This window comes from Skermanella pratensis (assembly GCF_008843145.1).
GTDB classification, from domain to species: Bacteria; Pseudomonadota; Alphaproteobacteria; order Azospirillales; family Azospirillaceae; genus Skermanella; species Skermanella pratensis.
In genome coordinates, this window is the sequence record NZ_CP030265.1 from 4,079,365 (window position 1) to 4,099,828 (window position 20,464).

Genomic DNA, 20,464 nt, shown 5'->3' on the forward strand with positions numbered 1-20,464 from the left:
GATATGAATCCTGCGGCAAAGCCTATCTATCGCGAACCGGCGGGAAGCACATCCGTCCTGTGCAGGTCGGCCCACCGTGCGAGATCGCCGCCCTGGACCGCCGCCGTGCCGATGCCGGGCGCCGGCTCTCGCTCGTTGTTCTCCAGCCGGTTGTCGTGGTTGTGCATCGGCTCGTGGCCGCGGTTGCTGACCCGCTCGTTCAGGCAAGCCCGCCGTCCCGCGCAGAGGTTGCGCGTGACCTTATTGCCGGTGGCCCCGTAGATCAGCAGCCCGACCCGCCCTGCTTCGATGTCGTTTCCGACGACCGTGTTGTACTTGGCCTCCGAGTCCGTTCCGGGACGCATCCAGCGGCCCGTGGTCAGGCCGCCGACGGAGATGCCGTCGCGCTCGCACCCTTTCATGACATTGCCGGCGACGAAGTTGCCCTCGCTGCCGCCCTTCATCATCAGGCAGGTATGGCCGGGCGTGCCGTCGACGACGTTGCCGATCAATTGCGAGCCGTTGACCGCGACGAGGTCGATGCCGCCGTCGCCGTTGCCGTTGCGGTCGGCGCCGCTGTCGCGGACGATGTTGCGATAGAGATGGACATTGTCCGCCTGGCTGATCTTGATGCCGTCCTCGCCCGCCCGCTCGACCAGATTGTCGGCGATCACGATGTTCCGGGCATACCGGGACATGTCGCTGGTGTCGCGCCCGGACAGTCCGAACTGGATGCCGTTGCCCCCCGCCCCGGCGATCACGTGGAAGCCGAACACCCCGACGTTCCGCGTCCCGAAGCCGTAGATCCCGGTCTTGCCCGAAACGATGCGCGCCTCCCTGCGGCCGTCGGCCGAGATCAGCCGGATCGGAGCATCCTCCGTGCCGCTCTTGGAGAACTTGACCGGACCCTGATAGGTTCCCGCCTTGACCATGATGTCGGTGCCGGGCACCGCGCGTTCGATCGCCACGTTGATGTCGCTGACCGGTCCGTCGGGCGAAACCCAGATCCGGTATCTCTGCTCCCCCCCGGCGTCGAACGGCGGGGCGGCCCGGGACGCGGCCGGCCAGGCGGAGACGACGCCCGACAGCAGCAGGGCGAAGAGGATCGGACGCTTCATCGACAGGCAAGGCATGGGTAACGCGAACTCCATCCGGTCAGGAAAGATTGCAGGGGCGGCCGAGCGGATCTCCGGTCAGGCGCCGAGCTCGAACATCAGCAGCAGGGTTCGCTGGAAACCCCAGAGATTGTCGTCGGAGACGACGTAGAGCAACGTCCTGCCGTCGGGCGTCGACACCGCGGAGATGCCCTCGAAGTTGTCGGTCGTGACCGGCGGCTCCAGCACCGCCAGTTCGGTCCCGGACAACTCGCCACCCGCCTCGATCGAGGCGCCGGGCACCCGGACGATCCGCGCGCCGAACCCGCCCAGGATCGAGGCCCGCCGCTCCAGGACCACGAGGTCGCCGTCAGGCAGGAACGTGGCGTCGGTCGGCCGGTACGGCGCTCGACCGCGATAGCTCAGGCTTTCCCAGCCCTCCGCGCCCCCCAGCCAGGCCCGGCTGAAGCCGGCCTTGTCGTCGGACCCTTCCTCGATCACCAGCATCCGCCCGTCGGGGAGGGCCGCCAGCGCCTCCGGCCCGCTGTTGCCTTCGGCGCTCCGGATACCCGGCGGGCGCGGCAGCTTGGGCAGCGGCCGCGTCACCGGTCCGTCCGGATGGGAGGAATACAGCTCGACCCGGTGCCAGCGCTCGAAGCTGACCGCCCAGCGCCCGTCGGGCAGCCGGGCCAGCCCTTCGGAGTCGGCACGGTTGGTCTTGGCCTGCTTCCCGTCGATATCGAGCAGCGGCGCCACGGTGATGCCGCGCACCCCCGCGAGATCGCCCGCGTCGTCGTAATCCAGGTTGCCGGTAACCACGTTGCCGCGGTCGGAGACGGCGACGAACCGGCGCCCGTCCGGTTCGACCACGATGCCGGACAGGCCGCCGAAATCCGGATCGGAGTCCCTGAGCGCCAAGCCGCCCCGGTATATGAGCGTCCCGACGTCCCGCCGGTCGGGACGGCTGTCGTCGAGCCGGACGGGATACGAGTTTTCCAGGGGACCGTTGGCGGTCAGCGGCGAGCAGCCTACGACCGCCAGGGTGGCGAGCGAGGCGAGGAGGAACGCCCGCCGGACGAAATCTTGAAGTGCAGCCATGGCCCCATAGATGGCATCGCCGATGATGCGGTGCGACAGCTTTTGTCGGCTCATGCCGGGTACCACGCCGCGGTAAGACGTTTGCCCCCTGTCAGGCTGGAAGTTCTCAGGAGGCGCGCAAGCCCCGGCTGCGGAAGATGTTCCGGACCGTGCGGACCTGCCGTGCGCTTGGCGGCCCCAAGGCGCGAAGCGCCGGGAACGGGCAGCGGTCGCGGAGATGGATCGTCGACAGCCGGTGGAACGGCAGCACCTCGACCCGCTCGACGTCCGGCAGCGATGCCGCGAACTCCGCCAGGGTCTCCACGTGGCGGGGATCGTCGTTGACGCCGGGAACCACCGCGAAGCGCACCCAGACCGGCTTGCGGGCGGCCCGCAGAATTCCCGCGAAACGCTGGGCGCCCGGCACCGGTGCCGATGGACGCCGGTCGAACGCTCCGGGTTCGACCGGCGTGAGGTCGAGAACCACGAGGTCGGTCAAGTGCAGCAGCCCCTTCGCCGCGAACAGGTTGCCGCTGCCGCAGGTATCCAGGGCGGTGGCAATCCCCATGTCGCGGCACCGCCGTAACAACTCCCGGATGAAGCCGGCCTGCTCGAGCGGCTCGGCGCCGGCCACGGTGACGCCGCCGCCGGAGACCTGCATATAGTCCGCATAGCGGGCTATCTGGTGCATCAGGCCGTCGATCCCGCCGGCGCCTGCCCTGCTTCCGGGTTCAGCGTCGGCGCAGTCGGCGCTTCGCTCCTCGGTACATCGGGCGCAACGCAACGGGCAGCCGTCCAGTTGGATGACGAAGCGGACACCCGGCCCGCCGGCCCCCGTGCCGAGCGCGGAGACGGAGTGAATGCGTCCCACGAAATTCCGGGAACTCTCCGGCGGCACCATCTGGTTGGAAAGATCGGTCATGAAATCCCGTGCGCCCGCCCCGCCGGATGCGTTTGCGCCATCGAGCCGCCGGTACGGCACCGACCTCGATCGTCACCATGGAGCAATGCGGCGGCGGGAGCCTTGATCCAAATCAACCTGGGGAACAGACGGCCGGCTCCGGGTAACCGAATCTACACGCGTTGCGTTTAGCCTTGCCGGCGGTGCCCGTTCGGAGGGCTGGTTCGGAAACGACGCGACGCAAGGCAATGACATCGCACATGACATATGAGCTCGTTCACAAGTTCCGTGGCCAAGGCAAGATGAACGAGGCTGAAGACTGGATCAGGGCCAACGTCAAGGGGCTATGGGAGCTTCAGTTCCTCGGCATGTCCGAGGAGGTCGACGAGTTCAAGAAGACCAAGACCTATATCTTCCATGTCCGATTCACTTTCGGGCGCAGCGAGGACATGAAGCGCTTCAAGGACGAGTACATCGACGGGAAGCCGGCGCGACGGACCCAAGCCGCCGCGCCGGCGAAGAAACGCGGGTTCTTCAGCCGCCTGTTCGAGTAGTCCAGCCGCAATTCCCCGGTCACGGCATCCTCCTTCACCATGTTCCGGCCACCGCGTCGGAACCCTCCGCTGGGCTGGATGTTATATGCCGGATACAAGACGTGCAGTCCGGCCCCAGGCCGCGGTTGGCGAAAGCCAAGTGCGATCCCTATATATTTTAGAAAAACACGAAGAAAAATCCGCGGACTTGACCGCCCTCGTGGGTCCAATCACCTAAGCCGGAAAGTATATTTGAGAGTTAGCCTGTTTGCTGTACATAATGGCGCATTCGACGGAAACTCCGCGGTATGGATAATTGCTTTCCGCCGAGCTTTTGTTCCGCGGCGTCAAGACCACGGTCAGGAGATCCGCATTTGACAACAGCACACGCTCCTGACATGGACGATCACACGCGGCAACTTGAACAGGCCCTGAAGGAGAAAGAGGCGGCCCTGCGCGAACTGCAGCACCGGGCCAAGAACAGCCTCCAGCTCGTCATAAGCCTCCTGAAGCTCCAGAGCGGCCGCATCCGCGACCCGGATGCCCGGACCGCCTACGACCTTACGCTCCAGCGGATCGAAGCGCTGGCCATCGCATACCGCCACCTTCACGAGTCCGGCAGCGAGACCCAGGTCGAGTTCGGCCGCTACCTGAGCGAGCTGGTGACGACCACCAGCGCCAACGTGCCGGGCGGCGCCCAGGGGACCGAGATCGACGTGCAGTCGGAGAAGATCACCGGCGGGCTTTCGCTTGCCGTGCCGCTGGGCCTGATCGTCAACGAACTGCTGACCAACAGCCTGCGGCATGCGTTCCCGGCCAAGAGCTGGATCCGCATCTCGCTGACCCGCCCTGCCCCGGATACGCTCGATCTGGTGATCGCCGACAACGGCCGGGGCCTGCCCTCCGGCTTCGACCCCGACGCCGATGCCGGCATGCTGCTGGCCGAAGCCCTGGCGGCGCAGCTGAGCGCGACCCTGGCGTCCGAGACGACCGGCAGCGGCACCGTCGTGCGGATGTCGATCCCGCTTTAGGCGACGCCTTGATCCGGCTTCGCCCGGCAGGGCGAACGCCGACATCTTCCATCGGCGCCTCGGCCACTGTCTCAGCGTCGAGCCACGGGGAACCGGCCTGCTCCACCAATGCGAAAGCCCGCCGAACGGGGTTCGGCGGGCTTTCGCTTCATGCCCGGCAAGGGTGCCGGCGCGGTCCTTACTTGGACGCGCCTTCTTCCTTGTTGTTCATGCCGCGGCCGGTGGTGCGCTCGCTGATGCGCGCCCGCTTGCCGCGCAGCTCGCGCAGATAATAGAGCTTGGCGCGGCGGACGTCGCCCTTGCGGACCAGCTCGATGCTGTCGATCCGAGGGCTGTACAGCGGGAACACGCGCTCCACGCCCTCGCCGTAGCTGATCTTGCGCACGGTGAAGCTGCTGTTCAGCCCGGCGTTCTTGCGGGCGATGCAGACGCCCTCGTAGGCCTGGACGCGCTCGCGCGTGCCTTCGACCACCTTCACGTTGACGCGCAGCGTGTCGCCGGGGGAAAACTCCGGAACGCCGCGCTTGTCGACCAGCTTCTGGACCTGTTCGGCCTCGATCTGCTGAATGATGTTCATCGCACTCACCCCTTACCTTCACTGATGGCGCACCGAACCCTTGGCAGGCTCCCGGCGGACCCGTTTATCATCTATTCCATCGTCGCGACGCGGTCGCGCCGGCGGCGCTTCCGCGGTTCTTCCGCCTCGCGGGCGGCCTCGTAGCGGGACCACAGGTCGGGCCGCCGGGCCCTGGTGATCCCCTCCGCCTCGGCCAGCCGCCAGGCCCTTACCTTCTCGTGATGACCGGAAAGCAGGACTTCCGGCACCGTGCGCCCCTGCCAGTCGGCCGGCCGCGTATAATGGGGATACTCCAGCAATCCCCGCTCGAAACTCTCCTCCCCGGCGGTCTCCTCGTTGCCCATGACGCCCGGCAGAAGCCGGACGACGGCATCGATCAGGGCCAGGGCCGCCGGCTCGCCGCCGGACAGCACGAAGTCGCCGAGGCTGACCTCCTCGACCCGGTGGGCCTCCAGGACCCGCTCGTCGACCCCTTCGTAACGTCCGCACAGAAAGGTCACGACGGGTTCAGCCGCCAGTTCCCTGACCAGGGGCTGATCGAGCAGGCGCCCGCGCGGCGACAGGTAGATGACCCGGCCGCGTTCCGCCGCTTCCGCGCCGCCGGTGGCGGCCGTCAGCGCCGCGTCCAGGACATCCGGCCGCATGACCATGCCGGGACCGCCGCCGAACGGGGTATCGTCGACCGAGCGGTGTTTATCGCGTGCGAAAGACCGGATGTCCACTGCTTCCAGGGACCAGATCCCGTTTTCGAGCGCGCGCCCGGCGAGGCTGAGACCCAGCGGCCCCGGGAACATTTCCGGGAAGAGGGTCAGCACGCGGACGGTCCATGCCCGGTCCATCACGCCCCCTCCCTGCCGACGGCGGCGTCGCCGTCCTCGTCGTCCCGATCCCGGTCCGGGGCGCCCGGCGGCGCCAGCAGATCCTCGGGCGGGTCGGCGACGATGCGTCCGCCGGCCACGTCCACAACCGGCACGATGGCCTTGGTGAACGGAACCATGGCGGTGCGCCGGTCGGGGAGCGCCAGTTCGAGCATGTCCCCGCCGCCGAAGTCGTGGACTGCGATCACCGTGCCGATCCGTTCGCCGTCCGGCCGCAGGACCGGCAGGCCGATCAGGTCGGCATGGTAGAACTCGTCCTCGTCCTCGGGCGGCGGCAGGCGGTCACGGTCGACGTGGAGCAGCACGCCGCGCAGGGCTTCCGCGGCGGTCCGGTCGGCAACCCCCTGCACCCGGGCCAGCCAATAGTCCTTCATCGCCGACTGGAGTTCGACGGTGAAGCGGCGGGTGCCGGTGTGGTCGGTCAGAGGGTTGTAATCCGCGATGGCGGCGGGGTCGCCGGTGAAGCTCTTCAGCTTCACCAGGCCGCGCACGCCATGCACGCCCACGATCTGGCCGACGCACACGCGTGCGCCAGTTGCATCGGGCTTGCCTGCGGACCGGGGTGCCATGGGAGGAGACCTGAGCCTTCGAGATTACCGGGCGGGATTACTCGGCGCTGCCGGCGGCTTCCGCCTCGGCGCGCTTGGCGGCTGCGGCCTGCTCCGCCTTGATCCGCTCCTGGGCCTTCGCCTTGGGGGCGGCCTTCTTCGGGTTCTGGCCCTGGGCCGGCATCGGCACGATCTCGGCGCGGCCGAGGAACAGCTCGACGCGGTCGGTCGGCTGGGCGCCGACGGACAGCCAATGCTTGGCGCGCTCGGTGTTGAGCACGACCCGCTCGGGATGATCCTTGGCCAGCATCGGGTTGTAGGTGCCGATCTTCTCGATGAAGCGGCCATCGCGCGGGCTGCGCGCGTCGGTGACGACGATGGCGTAGAACGGGCGCTTCTTGGCGCCGCCGCGGGTCAGACGGATCTTCAAGGACATTGCGAAACTACTCTCTTCACTCAGGTTGCAGGTATTGGCTGTCTTGTCGGTAGGCGAACTGTCGTATACGAGGCTGTGCGGGCGGCGGCTTACGGGAAGCCCTTGCCGCGGGGAAGGAGACCGGCCAGGCCCTGGCGCATCATGCCTTTCTGGCCCATCTTCTTGACCTTCTTCATCATGGTCTGCATGTCCTGGAACTGCTTGAGCAGCCGGTTGACATCCTGGACCTGTACGCCCGACCCCAGGGCGATGCGGCGCTTGCGCGACGCCTTGATAAGGTCGGGATTGCGCCGCTCGGCCTTGGTCATGGACGAGATGATGGCTTCCTGCTTCTTCAGGATGCCCTCGTCGATGTTGGCGTCCTTGAGCTGGTTCTTGATCTTGCCGATGCCGGGCAGCATCCCCAGCATGCCGCCCATGCCGCCCATCTTGCGGATCTGCTTGAGCTGGTTCGCCATGTCGTCGAGGTCGAAGGTGCCCTTCTCCATCTTCTTGGCGAGCTTCTCGGCCTCCGCCTTGTCGATGTTCTCGGCGGCCTTCTCGACCAGGCTGACCACGTCGCCCATGCCCAGGATGCGGCCGGCGATGCGGTCGGGATGGAAGGCTTCGAGCGCGTCCACCTTCTCGCCGACGCCCAGCAGCTTGATCGGCTTGCCGGTGATCTGGCGCATCGACAGCGCGGCACCGCCGCGGGCGTCGCCGTCGATCCGGGTCAGCACGATGCCGGAGATGCCGACGCGGTCCTGGAAGTTGGTCGCGACCGTCACCGCGTCCTGGCCGGTCATGGCGTCCACGACCAGCAGCGTCTCCACGGGCTTGGTGGCGTCGCGGACGGCGGCCACCTCGGCCATCAGCTCGTCGTCGATCGCGAGCCGGCCGGCGGTGTCGAGCATGACGACGTCGTAGCCTTCGACGCGGCCGGTCTGCATGGCGCGCCTGGCGATCTCCACCGGCTGCTGGCCGGGGACGATCGGGAGGGTCGCGACCTGGACCTGCTCGCCGAGGATCTTGAGCTGTTCCTGGGCCGCCGGGCGCCTGGTGTCCAGCGAGGCCATCAGGACCTTCTTGCGCTCCCGCGTCTTGAGGCGGAGCGCGATCTTGGCGGTGCTGGTGGTCTTGCCCGAGCCCTGGAGGCCGACCATCAGGATCGGCACGGGAGCCGCGGCTTCTAGGTTGATGCCTTCGCTGGACGAGCCCAGCATCTCGACCAGATGGTCGTAGACGATCTTGACGACCATCTGGCCCGGCGTCACCGAGCGCAGGACCTCCTGGCCGACGGCCTTCTCCTTGACGCCGGCGATGAACTGCTTGACGACGGGCAAGGCCACGTCGGCTTCGAGCAAGGCGACGCGCACCTCGCGCAGAGCGATCCCGACATCCTCCTCGCTCAGCGCGCCACGCCGCGTGAGACGATCGAAGATGTCTCCCAGCCGTCCGGTCAGCCCTTCAAACATGCGTCACTCGGTCATGGTTCGCGAAAGTCGGATGCCCGGCCCCACTGCGCCGCCGTCTCGGCCAGACTTGCTGGCCATTCGCCCAAACAGAAACGCGCCAGTGCGCGAAACTCGCGGACCGGCGGGCACCCTCGGGCGCAGACAAGGCGGCTCATGGGATTGAGCGGACCGCGAAACTAGGGGACCGGAGCGGCGATGTCAACAGGAGGGTTATGCCTATGTGCGGCTTTCGTGCGGCGACTTCCTCGGCTACCGCCGATCCCCTCGGAAAGGCCGCATATGTCATCATCCGTAACGGCGAGCCCCGACGATCGGGAAGCCGATGGGCGTCCACGACCTTGGCTGACGACACCCCCCTCCCCTGGCAAGGACGCAAATGTCAGCATCCGTGATGACAGGGCTGTCGGCTGGCGATGTCGCGATGCGTCGAGCGGCCGTTGCGAGCCCGCAAAGTTGCATGCGTCACGAAGACGCTCGTATGAGGCGAATGCCTATTCTAGCTTGGACATGCGGACAGCGACCGGGACTGGCCCGGTCGCCTCCGCTACAGAGGGAGCAGATCGATGCGGAAACATCGGTTCTCTCTCCAGGTCTGGTTCCAGGCGTTCAGGGTGAAAATCCTGTTCGTGCTGCAATTCTAGACCGGGAGCCGGCGGCGGGAGGCACATCCCGCCGCCTACCCTCGAAAGATAAGCGAACCGCCGAAATTCTTCAACGGTGTCGTGGACCTCCGGGGCGGAAGGTTGCGCATGACGTCAGGTAGCCATGCCGGCCAGCAGACCGGCTTCGTCCAGGCACTCGACCATTTTTCGCTTGCGGATGCGGCGTAACCGGATATCCGGGACCCGCGTCCGAAATCATGCCCCGGATGTGGAGTTGATGGATCCCTGGGCGGGCATTTCCGGTTCATGCAGGATGCTCGCCGCCCAGAAGCGATCGGGTCCACTTCAGGAGATCGAAGCATGAGTGATCAACCACACCGCGCCCTCAGCGATGTCCTTGATCGATTGGAGAGCACGGCACGAGGCGAGAGCATAACCGTGCAAGAGGTGGTCGAGAAACTCGGTCACAAATCCTTTGCGTCCTTGATGCTGATTTTTTCACTGATCTCCACCTCGCCGGCCAGCGCGATCCCCGGCCTGACGGCGACGGTCGCTGTGATCATCTTCATTCTGGTCGTGCAGATGATTATCGGACGGGATTGCGTCTGGCTGCCACAGATCATCAGCCGCCGGCGCCTGTCCACGGAGAAGCTTTGCAAGGGGATCGGCTGGCTGCGCAAGCCCGTGCTGTTCGTGGAACGGTTCTTGAAGGCGCGGCTCACCTTCTTCCTCCATCGGCCGTGGCTTTTCCTGCCCTTGTTCCTGATCCTGGCGCTGACGCTGTTCATGCCGTTCATGGAGGTGATACCGACCTCGGGGTCCATCGCGTCGGCCGTGATCGCGTTTTTCGCCGCCGGGCTGCTGACCAGGGACGGCGGCCTCGTCCTGTTTTCGCTGATCCTGCTCCTGGCGGTGCCCGTGGCCGTCTGGCAGTTCGGCTTCAGCTCCTGAAGCGACGGGAAGCAGTTTGGTCTTGGCCTGGGCGGGACTTGCCGCCTCCCTCGTCCGCTGTGCCGGCCTGCCGACCTTTCGGTCGATGCCGCATCGCGCGGCCTCTCCCTTTGGAGGAATCCGCGGCGGAAGGCATCCGGAAACATCCGCATCGCCGAGGTGACCCGATCCGTCGGTTGATTATCTTCACCGGTAACATGGCACGGATATTCTGTTCAGGGGATGTGCATCTTATAGAATAATCATGGGAGGATTGTTCGTGAAGCATGGCCGGCGGAGCGGAACGTCGCGGAGCGGCGACAAACCGGCAGGCCGATCAGGTCCGGCGCCGTTGCTGATCGTGGCCGATGAGAAAAGCACTCTGACCCCATTGACGCAGTGTTTTTGATGACGTTCGGCGGAGCGGAGTGCCGCAGGTCGGCCTTCGCCCGTCAGGGCGAACGTCGACACCCTGCGTCAACACTCCGGCCACGCTGTCGGCGTCGGCCTTCGATAAATCAATCAAAAACACTGTGCCGAGCCACTAGAGTTTCGGCCGGAACGAATGATTCCCTCACTTTATGTTTTGCGATGCGTTGGGCCGCGGCCCAACGCTTGGAACCGAATGTCTCGGTCGGAAAAAAACATCATATCCACGAGGGTCCGCATCGCCTTCTCCCACGCATGATATCGGGAACTTATATCATGTTTGGGAAACCGCCATGCAATCCGCCGGCTACCGGTACGCCGACCCGTCCTCGGCCCGGGCGGGATGCCGCAGGTATCTGCCCTGCCTCGGTACGGCGACGCGGTCGAACTCGTCCGCAAGCCGGTGGAGGGCGGTGCGCATCTCCGGCCCTTTCATGGGTTCGCCGTGGCCGGTGACGACCAGGGCCGGGTCGAGGGCGGCGAGCTTGGCGACGGACTGCTTCGCCTTGTCCCATTCCACCGTGTAGTAGGTCGGCGGGCCGTGCATCTCCGCCCGCTGGACCGCGACCGCGTAGGCGGACTCCTGCCCCGTGGTCACGAAGGCGTCGCCGGCGACGATGGCGCGGTCGGCCTCGCGCCAGAGCGACACGTGGCCGACGCTGTGACCGGGCGTATGGAGCCAGCGCCAGCCGGGCATTTCCGGAATGGTGCCGTCCTCCGGGAAGGCCCGGAGCCGGCCGCCGACATCGACCGGGCCGCGCGGGTAGAAGCGCGCCAAGGCCGCCATGGCGCCGCCCCCCACGGAGGGGTCGCCCGGCGGGTAGGAGGCCCTGCCGTTCAGGTAGGGATGTTCGAGCGGGTGGGCGTAGACGGGGGCGTCCCACTCCTCCGCCAGATCCTCCAGCGCGCCGATATGGTCGAAATGGCCGTGGGTCATGACGATCGCCGAAGGCCGGGCGCCGGGGCCGAACCGCTCCTCGGCGGCCCCCGTGATCATGCCCTTGGTCCCCGGGATGCCGGCGTCGACCAGGACCCACTGGCGGTCGCCGGCTCCGGGGCGGCCCCAGAAGACGACGTTGACGATGCCCAGCCGGCGATAGGCCAGGTCGGGGGCGATCTGGTGGGTCTTGTCGCCGCGTGCCGCGTCCAGTTCGGGATCGACCGCGCTGGCGCTCGGGGACAGGGGGATCTGCTCTGCCATCTCGGTGGTTTCCCGCCTTTGTTTTCCGGTGGTCCAGTGGATCGGTTCGTTGAACCAACCGGCCTCCGTTTCGACCGTTCCCGGCGGGGTATAGGAAAATTTCACGTTTGGTTACCGATTGGTCACGACGGCCTTAACGAATCCTTCGTCCTTTCCGCCTAAGCTTGCCGAGGAAGATTCCAGGATGGCTCCCCAATGGCTTCTGCCTCCGCCGAAACCAGCGAGATTCCCCGCGCCAAGCTCTCCCAGCAGGAGCTGAACGCACTGACGAACCGGCACAAGGCATTCCTGAAACGCCAGCCGGGAGGGACGCGCGCGATCTTCAAGATGCGCGACCTGTCGCACCTGGACCTCAGCGGCCTGGACCTGACCGATGCCGATTTCAGCGGGGCCAAGCTATTCAGCGCCCGGCTCCAGGGCTGCAACCTGACGGGCGCCGACCTCTACGGCACCGACCTGCGCCTGGCGAACCTGACCGGCGCCACCCTCATGAAGACCGACCTGCGCGGCGCCTGCCTGCGCGGCGCCATCCTGAGCGAGGCCATGCTGATCGAGGCGGACCTGCGCGACGGCATGCTGGTCCATATGGGAAAATCGGGCGAGATGGCGTCGGTCAACCAGGAGGCGGTCAAGCTGACGACGGAGCTGACCTGCGCCATCATGCGCGGCGCCAACCTGTCGCGCGCCCGGGTGTCCAACGCCTTCGTGATGCAAACCGACATGACCGACGCGGTCATGCGCGGCACCAAGTTCGTTCGCGCCAACCTGACCAATTCCGACCTGACCGGGGCGGACCTGCAGGGCGCCGACCTGACCGGGGCCAACCTGACCGGCGCCCGCCTGACCGGCGCCGTCCTGACCGGCGCCGTGCTCGACAGCGCGCGGCTGGTGAACGCCGTCCTGATCGGCGCCATCCTGGACGATGCGCAGCGCCGCGCGCCCGAGCTGGCCGGGGCCGTGGTGGCCAAGGATTTCGCCGCCCTGGGCCGCACGCTGCCGGAGATCGCGGCCGGCCACGCCGCCTGGATGGACAGCGGAGGCAAGGAGGGGCACCGCGCCGACCTGTCAGGCTATGAACTGACCGGGTTCAACCTGCGGGGACTGAACCTGTCGGCCGCGGTGCTGCAGGGCGCCACCCTGGTCAAGGCCGACATGAGTTCCGCCGTCCTCGCCATGGCCGACCTGTCGCTCGGCGACCTGCGCCGGATCAACCTGTCGAACGCCGACCTGCGCGGCGTCAACCTGGAGCGGGCAACCCTGACCGGGGCCGACCTGAGCGGCGCCAAGCTGAACCCCGTGAATATCCAGAGCGGCAGCGGCCATGTCTGGCGCGCCAACCTGCACCGCGTCCGGCTGGAGGGGGCCAATCTCCAGGGCGCCGACCTCCGCAAGGCCAACCTGACCGACGCCGTGCTGTCGCGCGCCGACCTGCGCGGGGCGGACCTGCGGGAAACCAACCTGACCGGAGCCGACCTGAAGGGCGCGCGGCTGGAAGGGGCCGTGATGACCGGAGCCACGGGCATCTGACCGCCGGCTTCGTCCCTGATCCCTTCGCCTTGGTAGTTCCGCCTTGGTAGCGGCGCCTCAGTAGGAGAATTCGGCGAAGACGCGGTCGATGTCGCCCTGCCATTCGCCATGGTAGCGGTTCAGCAGGATCGTCGCGGGGGTCCTGCCGGTCTCGGCCACTTCCAGCAGGGTGTTGATGAAGTGGGTCTCGTCGTCGCCCCAGCGGTCGTTGCGGGCGCGCCGCCGCAGACCTTCCCCGGCGATCCCCAGGACCTCCGCCGCGACCTCGCGCAGGGAACGGCCGCGGTGGGTCGCGTCGAGGGCGAGGCGCGGCACCTCGGCGCGGAGATGGGCGCGCTCCTCCGCCGTCCAGTCCTTGACCAAGTCCCAGGCGGCGTCCAGAGCCGTGTCGTCGTAGAGCAGCCCGACCCACAGGGCCGGCAGGGCGCACAGGCCGCGCCACGGACCGCCGTCGGCGCCACGCATCTCCAGGTATCGCTTCAGGCGGACTTCCGGGAACAGCGTGGTCAGGTGGTCGGCCCAGTCGGTCATCAGCGGCAGCTCGCCCGGCAGCGCCGGCAGGCGGCCCTGGAGGAAGTCGCGGAAACTCTGGCCGGAGGCGTCTATGTATTTCCCGTCGCGGTAGACGAAGTACATCGGCACGTCGAGGGCGTAGTCGGCATACTGCTGGAACCCGAATCCCTCCTCGAACACGAACGGCAGGTCGCCGCAGCGGTCGGGGTCGGTGTCGGTCCAGATGTGGCTCCGGAAGCTCTGGAAGCCGTTGGGGCGTCCCTCGGTGAAGGGCGAGTTGGCGAACAGGGCCGTCGCGATCGGCTGGAGCGCGAGGCTGACGCGGAACTTCTTCACCATGTCGGCTTCGGACCCGAAGTCCAGGTTCACCTGCACGGTACAGGTCCGCATCATCATGTCGAGGCCCAGCGTTCCGCGCTTGGGCATGTAGTCGCGCATGATCTTGTAGCGGCCCTTGGGCATCCACGGGATCTCGTCCCGTTTCCATTTAGGATTGAAGCCCAGCCCGATCATGCCGATGCCCAGCTCGCGGCCGACCTGCTTGACCTGGTCCAGGTGCTCGTGGACCTCGGCGCAGGTGTCGTGCAGGGTTTCCAGCGGGGCGCCGGACAGTTCCACCTGGCCGCCCGGCTCCAGGCTGATGTTGCAGGAGCCGCAGGTCAGCGCGATGACGTTGCCGCCCTCGCGCACGGGCTCCCAGCCGAAGCGGGTCATCCGGTCGAGCAGCTCGCCGATGCCGTCAGGCCCGTCATAGGGCAGCGGACGCAGGTCGCTGGTGCGGTACGCGAATTTCTCGTGCTCGGTCCCGATGCGCCAGTCGGACGCGGGCTTGCTGCCCTGCTCGAGATGGCTCACCAGACTGCGCGGGTCGGTAATCGGTTCGCCGCGGGACTTCGGAGGGGCGGACATGGGATGCCTGATCAACCTGGTTCTTGGTTTCGGGACGCCGGGGAACGGAACGGGGGACGCACGTCTGCACCGCCTGCCGCCCAGTCCCCGGCCAGGGCCTGCCAGCAGGCGAGTGCGGCGAGCGCCGCCGTGTCGGCACGCAGGATCCTTGGCCCCAGCCCGACCGGAACAACAAATGGCAGTTTCAGCAACCCGTCAAGCTCATCCTTGGCGAAGCCCCCTTCCGGACCGGTCAGGATAGCCGCCGGGCCGGGCGCCAACTCCGCGACGGCGCTGGCGATCGGCTTGACCGGCCCGGCCTCGGCGCATAGCAGGATCACGCGTTCCGCCGGCCAGTCGCGCATCGCCTGGTCGAGCCGGGCCGGCTCCCTCAGTTCCGGCACGGTCAGGCGTTCGCACTGCTCCGCCGCCTCGATGGCATTGGCGCGCAGCCGGTCGACATTGACGCGGGCGACATCGGTGTGGCGCGTCAGCACCGGCCAGACCAGGGAGGCGCCGAGCTCGGCAGCCTTCTCCGCGACGAAGTCGATGCGCGCCCGCTTGATCGGGGCGAACAGCAGCCACAGGTCGGGCTCGGGCGCCTGGGGCCGCCGCCGCGACTCCACCGCCAGGCTGCACCAGCCCTTGCCGAATCCGTCGATTCGCGCGGCCCATTCGCCGTCGCGGCCGTTGAACAGCGCGACCCGGTCGCCGCGGTCGAGCCGGAGCACATGGCGCAGGTAATGCGCCCGCTCGTGGTCGAGGCCCACGGTGGCGCCGGCGGACAGCGGCTCCCCGACATAGAGGCGGGTCCGCGGCGGTTCGCGGTCGGTATCGGTCTCCATGGTCTCCATCGATGGTCGGCGGGAATCAGGTTTCGAGGAAGTCGAGCAATGCCGCGGTGAACTCCTCCGGCCGCTCCTCGGGGATGAAGTGGCCGCAGTCGAGCGCCTGGCCGCGCACGTCCAGCGCCACTTCCCGCCAGGTCGCCGGCACGTCGAAGCAGCGGTCCATGGTGGCCCGTGCGCCCCACAGGGCCAGCAGCGGGCACGACACCTTGACGCCGGCGGCGCGGTCGGCCCGGTCGTGCTCCAGGTCGATCGTCGCCGCGGCGCGGTAGTCCTCGCACATGGCGTGGATCGCGGCGGGGTTCCGGAAGCAGCGGATATACTCGGCCATCGCCTCCGGCGTGAAGTGGGCGGTGCCGACGCTCCACATGGCGGTCTTGCGCCGCAGGTAGAATTCCGGGTCCAGGCCGATCATGTGCTCCGGCAAGGGATGGGGCTGGATCAGGAAGAACCAGTGGTAGTAGGCGGTGGCGAGCTGCTGGTCGACGCTCTGGAAGGTGGTCAGCGTCGGCACGATGTCGAGCACCGCCAGCCGCCGGACCCGGGCGGCATGGTCGATCGCCATGCGGTGGGCGACCCGCCCGCCGCGGTCGTGGCCGACCACCTGGAACCGCTCGAACCCGAGGATCCGCATGACCTCCACCTGGTCGCGCGCCATCTCCCGCTTGGAATAGGAGGAATGGTCGTCCGCCGTCGGCACCTTCTCGCTGTCGCCGTAGCCGCGCAGATCGGTCGCGACGACCGTGAACCGCTCGGCAAGCGCGCCGGCCACCTTGTGCCAGATCACGTGGTTCTGCGGAAATCCGTGCAGGAGCAGCAGGGGCGGCCCGTCCCCGCCGACGACGAGGTTGATCTCGGCGCCGCTGGTTGCGATGCGCCGGCGCGTGAATCCTTCGAACATCCCGTCGTCTCCCAATTCTTCATGTTACCGGAATGGGCTTCCCGTTCCCGGAGCGGCACAGCACTTTCCCATACCGCTTCGCCCGTTGTCTGCAAGATCCCGCGTTCAGGTCGGGTCCGGCGCAAAATGGCTAACGCGGAAGCGGGACCGCCGGGATGGAGGCGGCGCACTCTTATAGGCGGGTTGATCGGCCTCATAATCCTTAAGGAAGATTTAATTGTTCTTAAATTCGGGTTAATTGATAGGAGTAGTCTCCCCTTGGCCCGATCAGTCCGACATGACCGCTTCCATCAGTCCCGCCGCCATCCTGAACTTCGTCCGGGGAACCGGAACCGCCGCCGGTTCCGGCGACCGCCTGCGCGAGGTCTACCGGCTGTCCGACGGCCTCGGCGACACGGCGATGCGCTCCACCCTGATGGAGGCGATGCGGTCCTGGCTGCGCGTCGAGAAACCTCCCCGGCGGAACACCGCGCAGCGCCGCTTCTGCGAACCTTTCGAGGAGCTGCTGTGCGGCCCCGTCGGGCGCCAGCGCCAGCCGTTCCAGATCCCCCGGCCGGCCATAGCGCCATTGTGGGACATGATCCTGCGCGAGGCCGGCCAGGGTGAACCCGACGACGCGGAGAGCTGCCCCAGGGCTTTGCGCGCGGCCCTCGACCGGGCCAAGGCCGATCCGGCGTTCGCCCGGAAGCAGGCCCGCGCCTACCCCGATTTCTGGGAGATCGCGGCCGAGATCGACTGCGCGATCCAGGTTCGCGAGCCGGTGCTGGGCATGCGCCGCCTGCTGGCCGGCGCGGTGCCGGATCGCCCCGACCCGGCTGTCGTGGCGACGCTCGGCCGGTTCCTCTCCGAGCTGGGCGACCAGGACCGCAGGAAGGCCGACCTGTTCCTGATGCTGCTGGCCCGGCATCCGGAGACGGGACGGTCGGCCCTGGACCTGATCGACGCCCTGGCACGGCGACCGGCGGCCGCCATACCCGCCGAAACCCTGGAGACCGTCTATGCCGCCGCGATCGGCGACCTGCACGCCGGGGCCAAGGCGGCGTTCGACGGAAGCCCGGGAACGGCCGACCTGAACCGGGCGCTGGACCGCATCGAACCGGCGGCGCGCCACCTGACCGGCCTGAAGGCCAGCGCCGGCGGCCGGTTGCCGCGCAACGCGGCCCGGCTTCAGCGCCTGGAGGCCGAGCTTCACGACCTGCTGAACGACCGGTTCCTGGGCGAAGTCGCGGCGCGGGCGGACGAGCATGCCCGGGTTCTCGCCGATCTCGGCGCCGGAGGGAGTGCCGGACCGGCCCCGGACCGGCGGGCCTTCGGCGAGGCCCTGGCGGCGCTCGCCCGAAGCAGGCAGCTGTTCAAGGCGCTGGGCCGCCTGGACGCATACCGGCGCGAGGTCGAGACGGTCAAGGCGCAGGCTTCGCGCGACCTGGGCTCGCTTGCGGAGAGGGCGGCTTCCGCCGACGCGGAGACGAGGCGCTCCGTCCTGGAGGCGACCGTCACCACCGTCCACGCGCTGGAGCGGATCTGCCCCGGCGAGGCGCTGATGCCGCTGCTGGCGGATGGTTTCTCCAAGCTCGGCGCCGATGGAACCGGCGACCTGATGATCGACCTGATCCGCCACATGAATCCCGCGCCCGGTCCGGAAACACGGTGAATACCTCTTAATGGAGTGCGTTCATACCTCTTAAGTAAAGTTTAATTCGATCGATTTGGGGTCTATTGATACGGCTATTGATAGGAGTATCCGCGCCGCCGGTCGGCGGTGCTGCGGCCTCCGGTTCCCAACCCCGTACCCAGGCAGGGCTCGACCATGGCGCTGATTTCGTACCGGACGCTGTCAGTCTCATGCCGCGGCGCGGCCGACGAGCCCTGGTCGGTCGAACCCTGCCCCACGGCGAACGAGATCCGCGCGGCGCTCCGCGATCCGGTGCCGCCCCTGCCCCGACGGCGCGAGCGCCGTCGGCCCTCGGAGCTGCGCCGCTTCTGCGAGCCGTTCGCCGACCTGCTGTGCGACGTGGTTCCGCCGCGCCGCCGGGTCGGCCAGATCCCGCGGTCGGTGCTGCGCCCGCTGTGGACGCTCCTGCTGGCCGAACGGGCCACGGACCGGCGCGGACGCTGCGCCTCGGGCGGGGAGATCGGGGCGGTCGAGGTCGCGGGGCTGATCCACCGCGCCGGCCGGCAGCCCGACTTCGCCGAGCGGGCCGCGTCCGCCCATCCCGATTTCTGGAACATCGTCGACGACATCCGGGCGGCGCTGATCCTGGACGACCGCGTCCACGACGCCCGCGCCCACCTGGCGGCGGCGGCGGCGACAGGCCAGTGCCCCCATTGGCTGCTCGACCATCTGGCGGCATCGGTCGCCGGGCTGTCGGCGGCCGATCCGAAGGCGGCCGACCTGTTCGTCATGCTGGTGGCCCGGCACCGGCCGGTCGCCCGGACCGCCCTGGAGATGCTGGACCGGCTGGCCGACCGGCCGGAGACCCGGACGCATGTGGCGGGCCTGATCGACCGGCTGGCCGAGGACGTCCGCACCCGCGCCTTCGCCGCCGTGCCGGAACGCGGCCCCGCCGACCCATCGGCGCTGGAGGCGGCGGTGCGCGACCTGACGGCGCTCAAGCTGAGCGCCGGCCGCGTGGCCCATGCGGCGGCCGCGTTCGGCGCGCTCGAAGCGGACCTGCGCGCCCTGCTGGGCGGCCGGTTCCTGGCCGGGCTCGCCGAGCGCATCGCCGGGCTGGTTCCGGCGGACCGGACCGACCTTCGCCACCCCGACATCGCCCGGCTTCGGGCCGCCCTGGCGGCGCTGGCCCGCAGCCGCCGGCTGTTCAAGGCCCTGGGCACCCTGCCCGCCTTCGAGCGGGCCCTGGCCTCGGTGACCGAGGACGCCGTGAGCCGGCTCGCCGGGCTGGCGGCCGGGATCGACGGCCTGCCGGCGGAGGAGCGGCCCGCCGCCCGCGCCGTGATCGAGGACGCGCTCGGCGCGCTGCACCTGGTGGCGCCGCCGCCGGCCTTCCGCCGGGCGGCGGCGCGGGTCCTGCCGGCCCAACCTTGAAGCCGGATCAGTCGTAATCGTTGTCCTGGGCCATCTCGTCGGCCAGCTCGCCCGCGAGTTCGGCGAACAGCTGGGCGTCGACGTCCAGTCCCTGCTCCTCGCAGATTCGCACGAAGACACGGTATGCGTGCAGGATCGCCACGTCCAGCACCGCCTCGTCGCCGTCCTCGCTGTGCCGGTCGGTGATCTCCCGCTCCCGCAGCGTCCCCACGATGTCGTGCTGGGCCGCCTGGAGAACCGCTTCCATTGCACGCCTGTGGAGATTGGACATCTGAACTGTTCCCTTGCCGTGAGTATGGGGCCGTGAGTATGGGCCGCAAGTATGGGCCGCAAGTATGGGGTCGTAAGCGGTAACCGTCATAGCAGGTCGGCGTTCACTCCGCTCCCGTCGATTTGACATCCGAATCGCGATGGCGGACTCCGACCGCACATTGCTACCGCCTCTCCGACCTGATAGGTTCCGCGCTTTCCAAAGCAGCGTCAGCGACGGTCAAATACCATGAAGGTCAACGCCAACCAGATGCGTCCGGGCCATGTCCTGGAGCATAATGGCAAGCTGATGGTGGTCCTGAAGACCGCCATCGTGCAGCCCGGCAAGGGCGGCGCGTTCATCCAGCTCGAGATGAAGGACGTCCGCACCGGCAACAAGATGGTCGAGCGGTTCCGCACCCAGGAGACGGTCGAACGCGCCAGGCTGGACGAGCACGAGATGCAGTTCCTGTTCGCCGAGGGTGACAACTACACCTTCATGGACAAGGAGAATTTCGAGCAGATCGTCATCCCGCGGGACATCATCGGCGATCCCGCCGTGTTCCTCCAGGAAGGCATGTCGGTCACCGTGCAGACCCACGAAGGGTCCCCGCTCGGCGTCGAGCTGCCCGCCACCGTCACGCTGGAAGTGGTCGAAGCCGACCCCGTCGTGAAGGGCCAGACTGCCTCCTCCTCCTACAAGCCCGCCAAGATGGACAACGGCGAACGGGTGCTCGTTCCGCCGCACATCGAAGCCGGCACCCGCATCGTCGTGAACACCAGCGACGGCACCTACCTGGAACGTGCGAAGGACTGACAACC

20 protein-coding genes are annotated in these 20,464 nt (G+C 67.9%); 7 read left to right on the forward strand and 13 right to left on the reverse strand.

Annotation, left to right across the window (positions count from 1 at the left end; genetic code table 11):
• Window positions 1-26: 26 nt before the first annotated feature.
• Genes DPR14_RS18715 through DPR14_RS18725 form a run of 3 tightly spaced genes read right to left on the reverse strand, consistent with a single transcriptional unit; the run spans window position 27 to window position 3,072 of the window.
• Window positions 27-1,112 (reverse strand): right-handed parallel beta-helix repeat-containing protein, encoded by a 1,086-nt coding sequence (locus tag DPR14_RS18715; RefSeq protein WP_158046500.1) that lies wholly within the window; start codon window positions 1,110-1,112, stop codon window positions 27-29.
• Window positions 1,113-1,172: 60 nt separating this feature from the next.
• Window positions 1,173-2,225, reverse strand: coding sequence for an esterase-like activity of phytase family protein (locus DPR14_RS18720; protein ID WP_246148324.1), 1,053 nt, complete (start codon window positions 2,223-2,225; stop codon window positions 1,173-1,175).
• Between the two features lie 52 nt (window positions 2,226-2,277).
• Window positions 2,278-3,072 carry a 4Fe-4S cluster-binding domain-containing protein gene (locus DPR14_RS18725; protein WP_158046501.1) on the reverse strand — a complete coding sequence of 265 codons (795 nt, stop codon included), beginning with the start codon at window positions 3,070-3,072 and terminating at the stop codon, window positions 2,278-2,280.
• Between the two features lie 239 nt (window positions 3,073-3,311).
• Here DPR14_RS18725 and DPR14_RS18730 point away from each other — a divergent pair, with 239 nt between their 5' ends.
• Together DPR14_RS18730 and DPR14_RS18735 are read left to right on the forward strand one after the other, a co-directional pair.
• Window positions 3,312-3,605: a hypothetical protein gene (locus DPR14_RS18730; protein ID WP_158046502.1), complete on the forward strand. Its 294-nt coding sequence runs from the start codon at window positions 3,312-3,314 to the stop codon at window positions 3,603-3,605.
• Between the two features lie 377 nt (window positions 3,606-3,982).
• On the forward strand, window positions 3,983-4,615 hold the full coding sequence (locus DPR14_RS18735) for a sensor histidine kinase (protein WP_192499025.1): 633 nt from the start codon (window positions 3,983-3,985) through the stop codon (window positions 4,613-4,615).
• Window positions 4,616-4,793: 178 nt separating this feature from the next.
• On the opposite strand, the gene rplS is transcribed toward DPR14_RS18735, so the two are convergent.
• The 5 genes from rplS to ffh all read right to left on the reverse strand — a co-directional run bounded on the left by rplS (window position 4,794) and on the right by ffh (window position 8,508).
• A complete protein-coding gene (rplS, locus tag DPR14_RS18740) occupies window positions 4,794-5,192 on the reverse strand; it encodes a 50S ribosomal protein L19 (RefSeq protein WP_158046504.1) in 399 nt (132 codons plus the stop codon).
• Window positions 5,193-5,263: 71 nt separating this feature from the next.
• Window positions 5,264-6,031, reverse strand: a complete 768-nt coding sequence (gene trmD, locus DPR14_RS18745) for a tRNA (guanosine(37)-N1)-methyltransferase TrmD (protein WP_158048226.1) — start codon at window positions 6,029-6,031, stop codon at window positions 5,264-5,266.
• Window positions 6,031-6,639, reverse strand: a complete 609-nt coding sequence (gene rimM, locus DPR14_RS18750; protein WP_158046505.1) for a ribosome maturation factor RimM — start codon at window positions 6,637-6,639, stop codon at window positions 6,031-6,033. Before rimM ends, trmD begins: the two co-directional genes overlap by 1 nt.
• 37 nt (window positions 6,640-6,676) lie before the next feature.
• Window positions 6,677-7,054, reverse strand: coding sequence for a 30S ribosomal protein S16 (rpsP, locus tag DPR14_RS18755; RefSeq protein ID WP_158046506.1), 378 nt, complete (start codon window positions 7,052-7,054; stop codon window positions 6,677-6,679).
• 89 nt (window positions 7,055-7,143) lie between these two features.
• A complete protein-coding gene (ffh, locus tag DPR14_RS18760; RefSeq protein WP_158046507.1) occupies window positions 7,144-8,508 on the reverse strand; it encodes a signal recognition particle protein in 1,365 nt (454 codons plus the stop codon).
• A gap of 962 nt (window positions 8,509-9,470) precedes the next feature.
• Between ffh and DPR14_RS18765 the strand changes: the two genes are divergently transcribed.
• The gene (locus DPR14_RS18765; RefSeq protein WP_158046508.1) at window positions 9,471-10,061 is read left to right on the forward strand and encodes an exopolysaccharide biosynthesis protein; all 591 of its coding nucleotides are present in this window, start codon (window positions 9,471-9,473) and stop codon (window positions 10,059-10,061) included.
• A gap of 715 nt (window positions 10,062-10,776) precedes the next feature.
• Here the strand turns inward: DPR14_RS18765 and DPR14_RS18770 are convergent.
• Window positions 10,777-11,670 carry an MBL fold metallo-hydrolase gene (locus DPR14_RS18770; RefSeq protein WP_158046509.1) on the reverse strand — a complete coding sequence of 298 codons (894 nt, stop codon included), beginning with the start codon at window positions 11,668-11,670 and terminating at the stop codon, window positions 10,777-10,779.
• A 195-nt stretch (window positions 11,671-11,865) separates the two neighbouring features.
• On the opposite strand from DPR14_RS18770, the gene DPR14_RS18775 reads away from it, so the two are divergent.
• Window positions 11,866-13,197, forward strand: coding sequence for a pentapeptide repeat-containing protein (locus DPR14_RS18775; protein ID WP_158046510.1), 1,332 nt, complete (start codon window positions 11,866-11,868; stop codon window positions 13,195-13,197).
• 57 nt (window positions 13,198-13,254) lie between these two features.
• Here DPR14_RS18775 and DPR14_RS18780 read toward each other — a convergent pair whose 3' ends face one another.
• The 3 genes from DPR14_RS18780 to DPR14_RS18790 are packed head-to-tail and all read right to left on the reverse strand — an operon-like array spanning window position 13,255 to window position 16,347.
• Window positions 13,255-14,619 carry a glutamate--cysteine ligase gene (locus DPR14_RS18780; RefSeq protein ID WP_158046511.1) on the reverse strand — a complete coding sequence of 455 codons (1,365 nt, stop codon included), beginning with the start codon at window positions 14,617-14,619 and terminating at the stop codon, window positions 13,255-13,257.
• Between the two features lie 11 nt (window positions 14,620-14,630).
• Window positions 14,631-15,443: a 16S rRNA (uracil(1498)-N(3))-methyltransferase gene (locus DPR14_RS18785; protein ID WP_158046512.1), complete on the reverse strand. Its 813-nt coding sequence runs from the start codon at window positions 15,441-15,443 to the stop codon at window positions 14,631-14,633.
• A gap of 25 nt (window positions 15,444-15,468) precedes the next feature.
• The gene (locus tag DPR14_RS18790) at window positions 15,469-16,347 is read right to left on the reverse strand and encodes an alpha/beta fold hydrolase (protein ID WP_158046513.1); all 879 of its coding nucleotides are present in this window, start codon (window positions 16,345-16,347) and stop codon (window positions 15,469-15,471) included.
• 277 nt (window positions 16,348-16,624) lie between these two features.
• Here DPR14_RS18790 and DPR14_RS18795 point away from each other — a divergent pair, with 277 nt between their 5' ends.
• The gene (locus tag DPR14_RS18795) at window positions 16,625-17,998 is read left to right on the forward strand and encodes a hypothetical protein (RefSeq protein WP_158046514.1); all 1,374 of its coding nucleotides are present in this window, start codon (window positions 16,625-16,627) and stop codon (window positions 17,996-17,998) included.
• A gap of 156 nt (window positions 17,999-18,154) precedes the next feature.
• Window positions 18,155-19,393: a hypothetical protein gene (locus tag DPR14_RS18800; RefSeq protein ID WP_158046515.1), complete on the forward strand. Its 1,239-nt coding sequence runs from the start codon at window positions 18,155-18,157 to the stop codon at window positions 19,391-19,393.
• Between the two features lie 7 nt (window positions 19,394-19,400).
• Here DPR14_RS18800 and DPR14_RS18805 read toward each other — a convergent pair whose 3' ends face one another.
• On the reverse strand, window positions 19,401-19,664 hold the full coding sequence (locus DPR14_RS18805; RefSeq protein WP_158046516.1) for a hypothetical protein: 264 nt from the start codon (window positions 19,662-19,664) through the stop codon (window positions 19,401-19,403).
• 228 nt (window positions 19,665-19,892) lie between these two features.
• Between DPR14_RS18805 and efp the strand changes: the two genes are divergently transcribed.
• Entirely contained in the window at window positions 19,893-20,459 is a 567-nt protein-coding gene (gene efp / locus DPR14_RS18810) for an elongation factor P (protein WP_158046517.1), read from the forward strand.
• Window positions 20,460-20,464 lie beyond the last annotated feature (5 nt).

What these genes read in the sequence shown, in the direction of transcription:
- DPR14_RS18715 (WP_158046500.1), bottom strand. Translation starts at nt 1,112, where the DNA reads ATGCCTTGCCTGTCGATGAAGCGTCCGATCCTCTTCGCCCTGCTGCTG.
- DPR14_RS18720 (WP_246148324.1), bottom strand. Translation starts at nt 2,225, where the DNA reads ATGAGCCGACAAAAGCTGTCGCACCGCATCATCGGCGATGCCATCTAT.
- DPR14_RS18725 (WP_158046501.1), bottom strand. Translation starts at nt 3,072, where the DNA reads ATGACCGATCTTTCCAACCAGATGGTGCCGCCGGAGAGTTCCCGGAAT.
- DPR14_RS18730 (WP_158046502.1), top strand. Translation starts at nt 3,312, where the DNA reads ATGACATATGAGCTCGTTCACAAGTTCCGTGGCCAAGGCAAGATGAAC.
- DPR14_RS18735 (WP_192499025.1), top strand. Translation starts at nt 3,983, where the DNA reads ATGGACGATCACACGCGGCAACTTGAACAGGCCCTGAAGGAGAAAGAG.
- rplS (WP_158046504.1), bottom strand. Translation starts at nt 5,192, where the DNA reads ATGAACATCATTCAGCAGATCGAGGCCGAACAGGTCCAGAAGCTGGTC.
- trmD (WP_158048226.1), bottom strand. Translation starts at nt 6,031, where the DNA reads ATGGACCGGGCATGGACCGTCCGCGTGCTGACCCTCTTCCCGGAAATG.
- rimM (WP_158046505.1), bottom strand. Translation starts at nt 6,639, where the DNA reads ATGGCACCCCGGTCCGCAGGCAAGCCCGATGCAACTGGCGCACGCGTG.
- rpsP (WP_158046506.1), bottom strand. Translation starts at nt 7,054, where the DNA reads ATGTCCTTGAAGATCCGTCTGACCCGCGGCGGCGCCAAGAAGCGCCCG.
- ffh (WP_158046507.1), bottom strand. Translation starts at nt 8,508, where the DNA reads ATGTTTGAAGGGCTGACCGGACGGCTGGGAGACATCTTCGATCGTCTC.
- DPR14_RS18765 (WP_158046508.1), top strand. Translation starts at nt 9,471, where the DNA reads ATGAGTGATCAACCACACCGCGCCCTCAGCGATGTCCTTGATCGATTG.
- DPR14_RS18770 (WP_158046509.1), bottom strand. Translation starts at nt 11,670, where the DNA reads ATGGCAGAGCAGATCCCCCTGTCCCCGAGCGCCAGCGCGGTCGATCCC.
- DPR14_RS18775 (WP_158046510.1), top strand. Translation starts at nt 11,866, where the DNA reads ATGGCTTCTGCCTCCGCCGAAACCAGCGAGATTCCCCGCGCCAAGCTC.
- DPR14_RS18780 (WP_158046511.1), bottom strand. Translation starts at nt 14,619, where the DNA reads ATGTCCGCCCCTCCGAAGTCCCGCGGCGAACCGATTACCGACCCGCGC.
- DPR14_RS18785 (WP_158046512.1), bottom strand. Translation starts at nt 15,443, where the DNA reads ATGGAGACCGATACCGACCGCGAACCGCCGCGGACCCGCCTCTATGTC.
- DPR14_RS18790 (WP_158046513.1), bottom strand. Translation starts at nt 16,347, where the DNA reads ATGTTCGAAGGATTCACGCGCCGGCGCATCGCAACCAGCGGCGCCGAG.
- DPR14_RS18795 (WP_158046514.1), top strand. Translation starts at nt 16,625, where the DNA reads ATGACCGCTTCCATCAGTCCCGCCGCCATCCTGAACTTCGTCCGGGGA.
- DPR14_RS18800 (WP_158046515.1), top strand. Translation starts at nt 18,155, where the DNA reads ATGGCGCTGATTTCGTACCGGACGCTGTCAGTCTCATGCCGCGGCGCG.
- DPR14_RS18805 (WP_158046516.1), bottom strand. Translation starts at nt 19,664, where the DNA reads ATGTCCAATCTCCACAGGCGTGCAATGGAAGCGGTTCTCCAGGCGGCC.
- efp (WP_158046517.1), top strand. Translation starts at nt 19,893, where the DNA reads ATGAAGGTCAACGCCAACCAGATGCGTCCGGGCCATGTCCTGGAGCAT.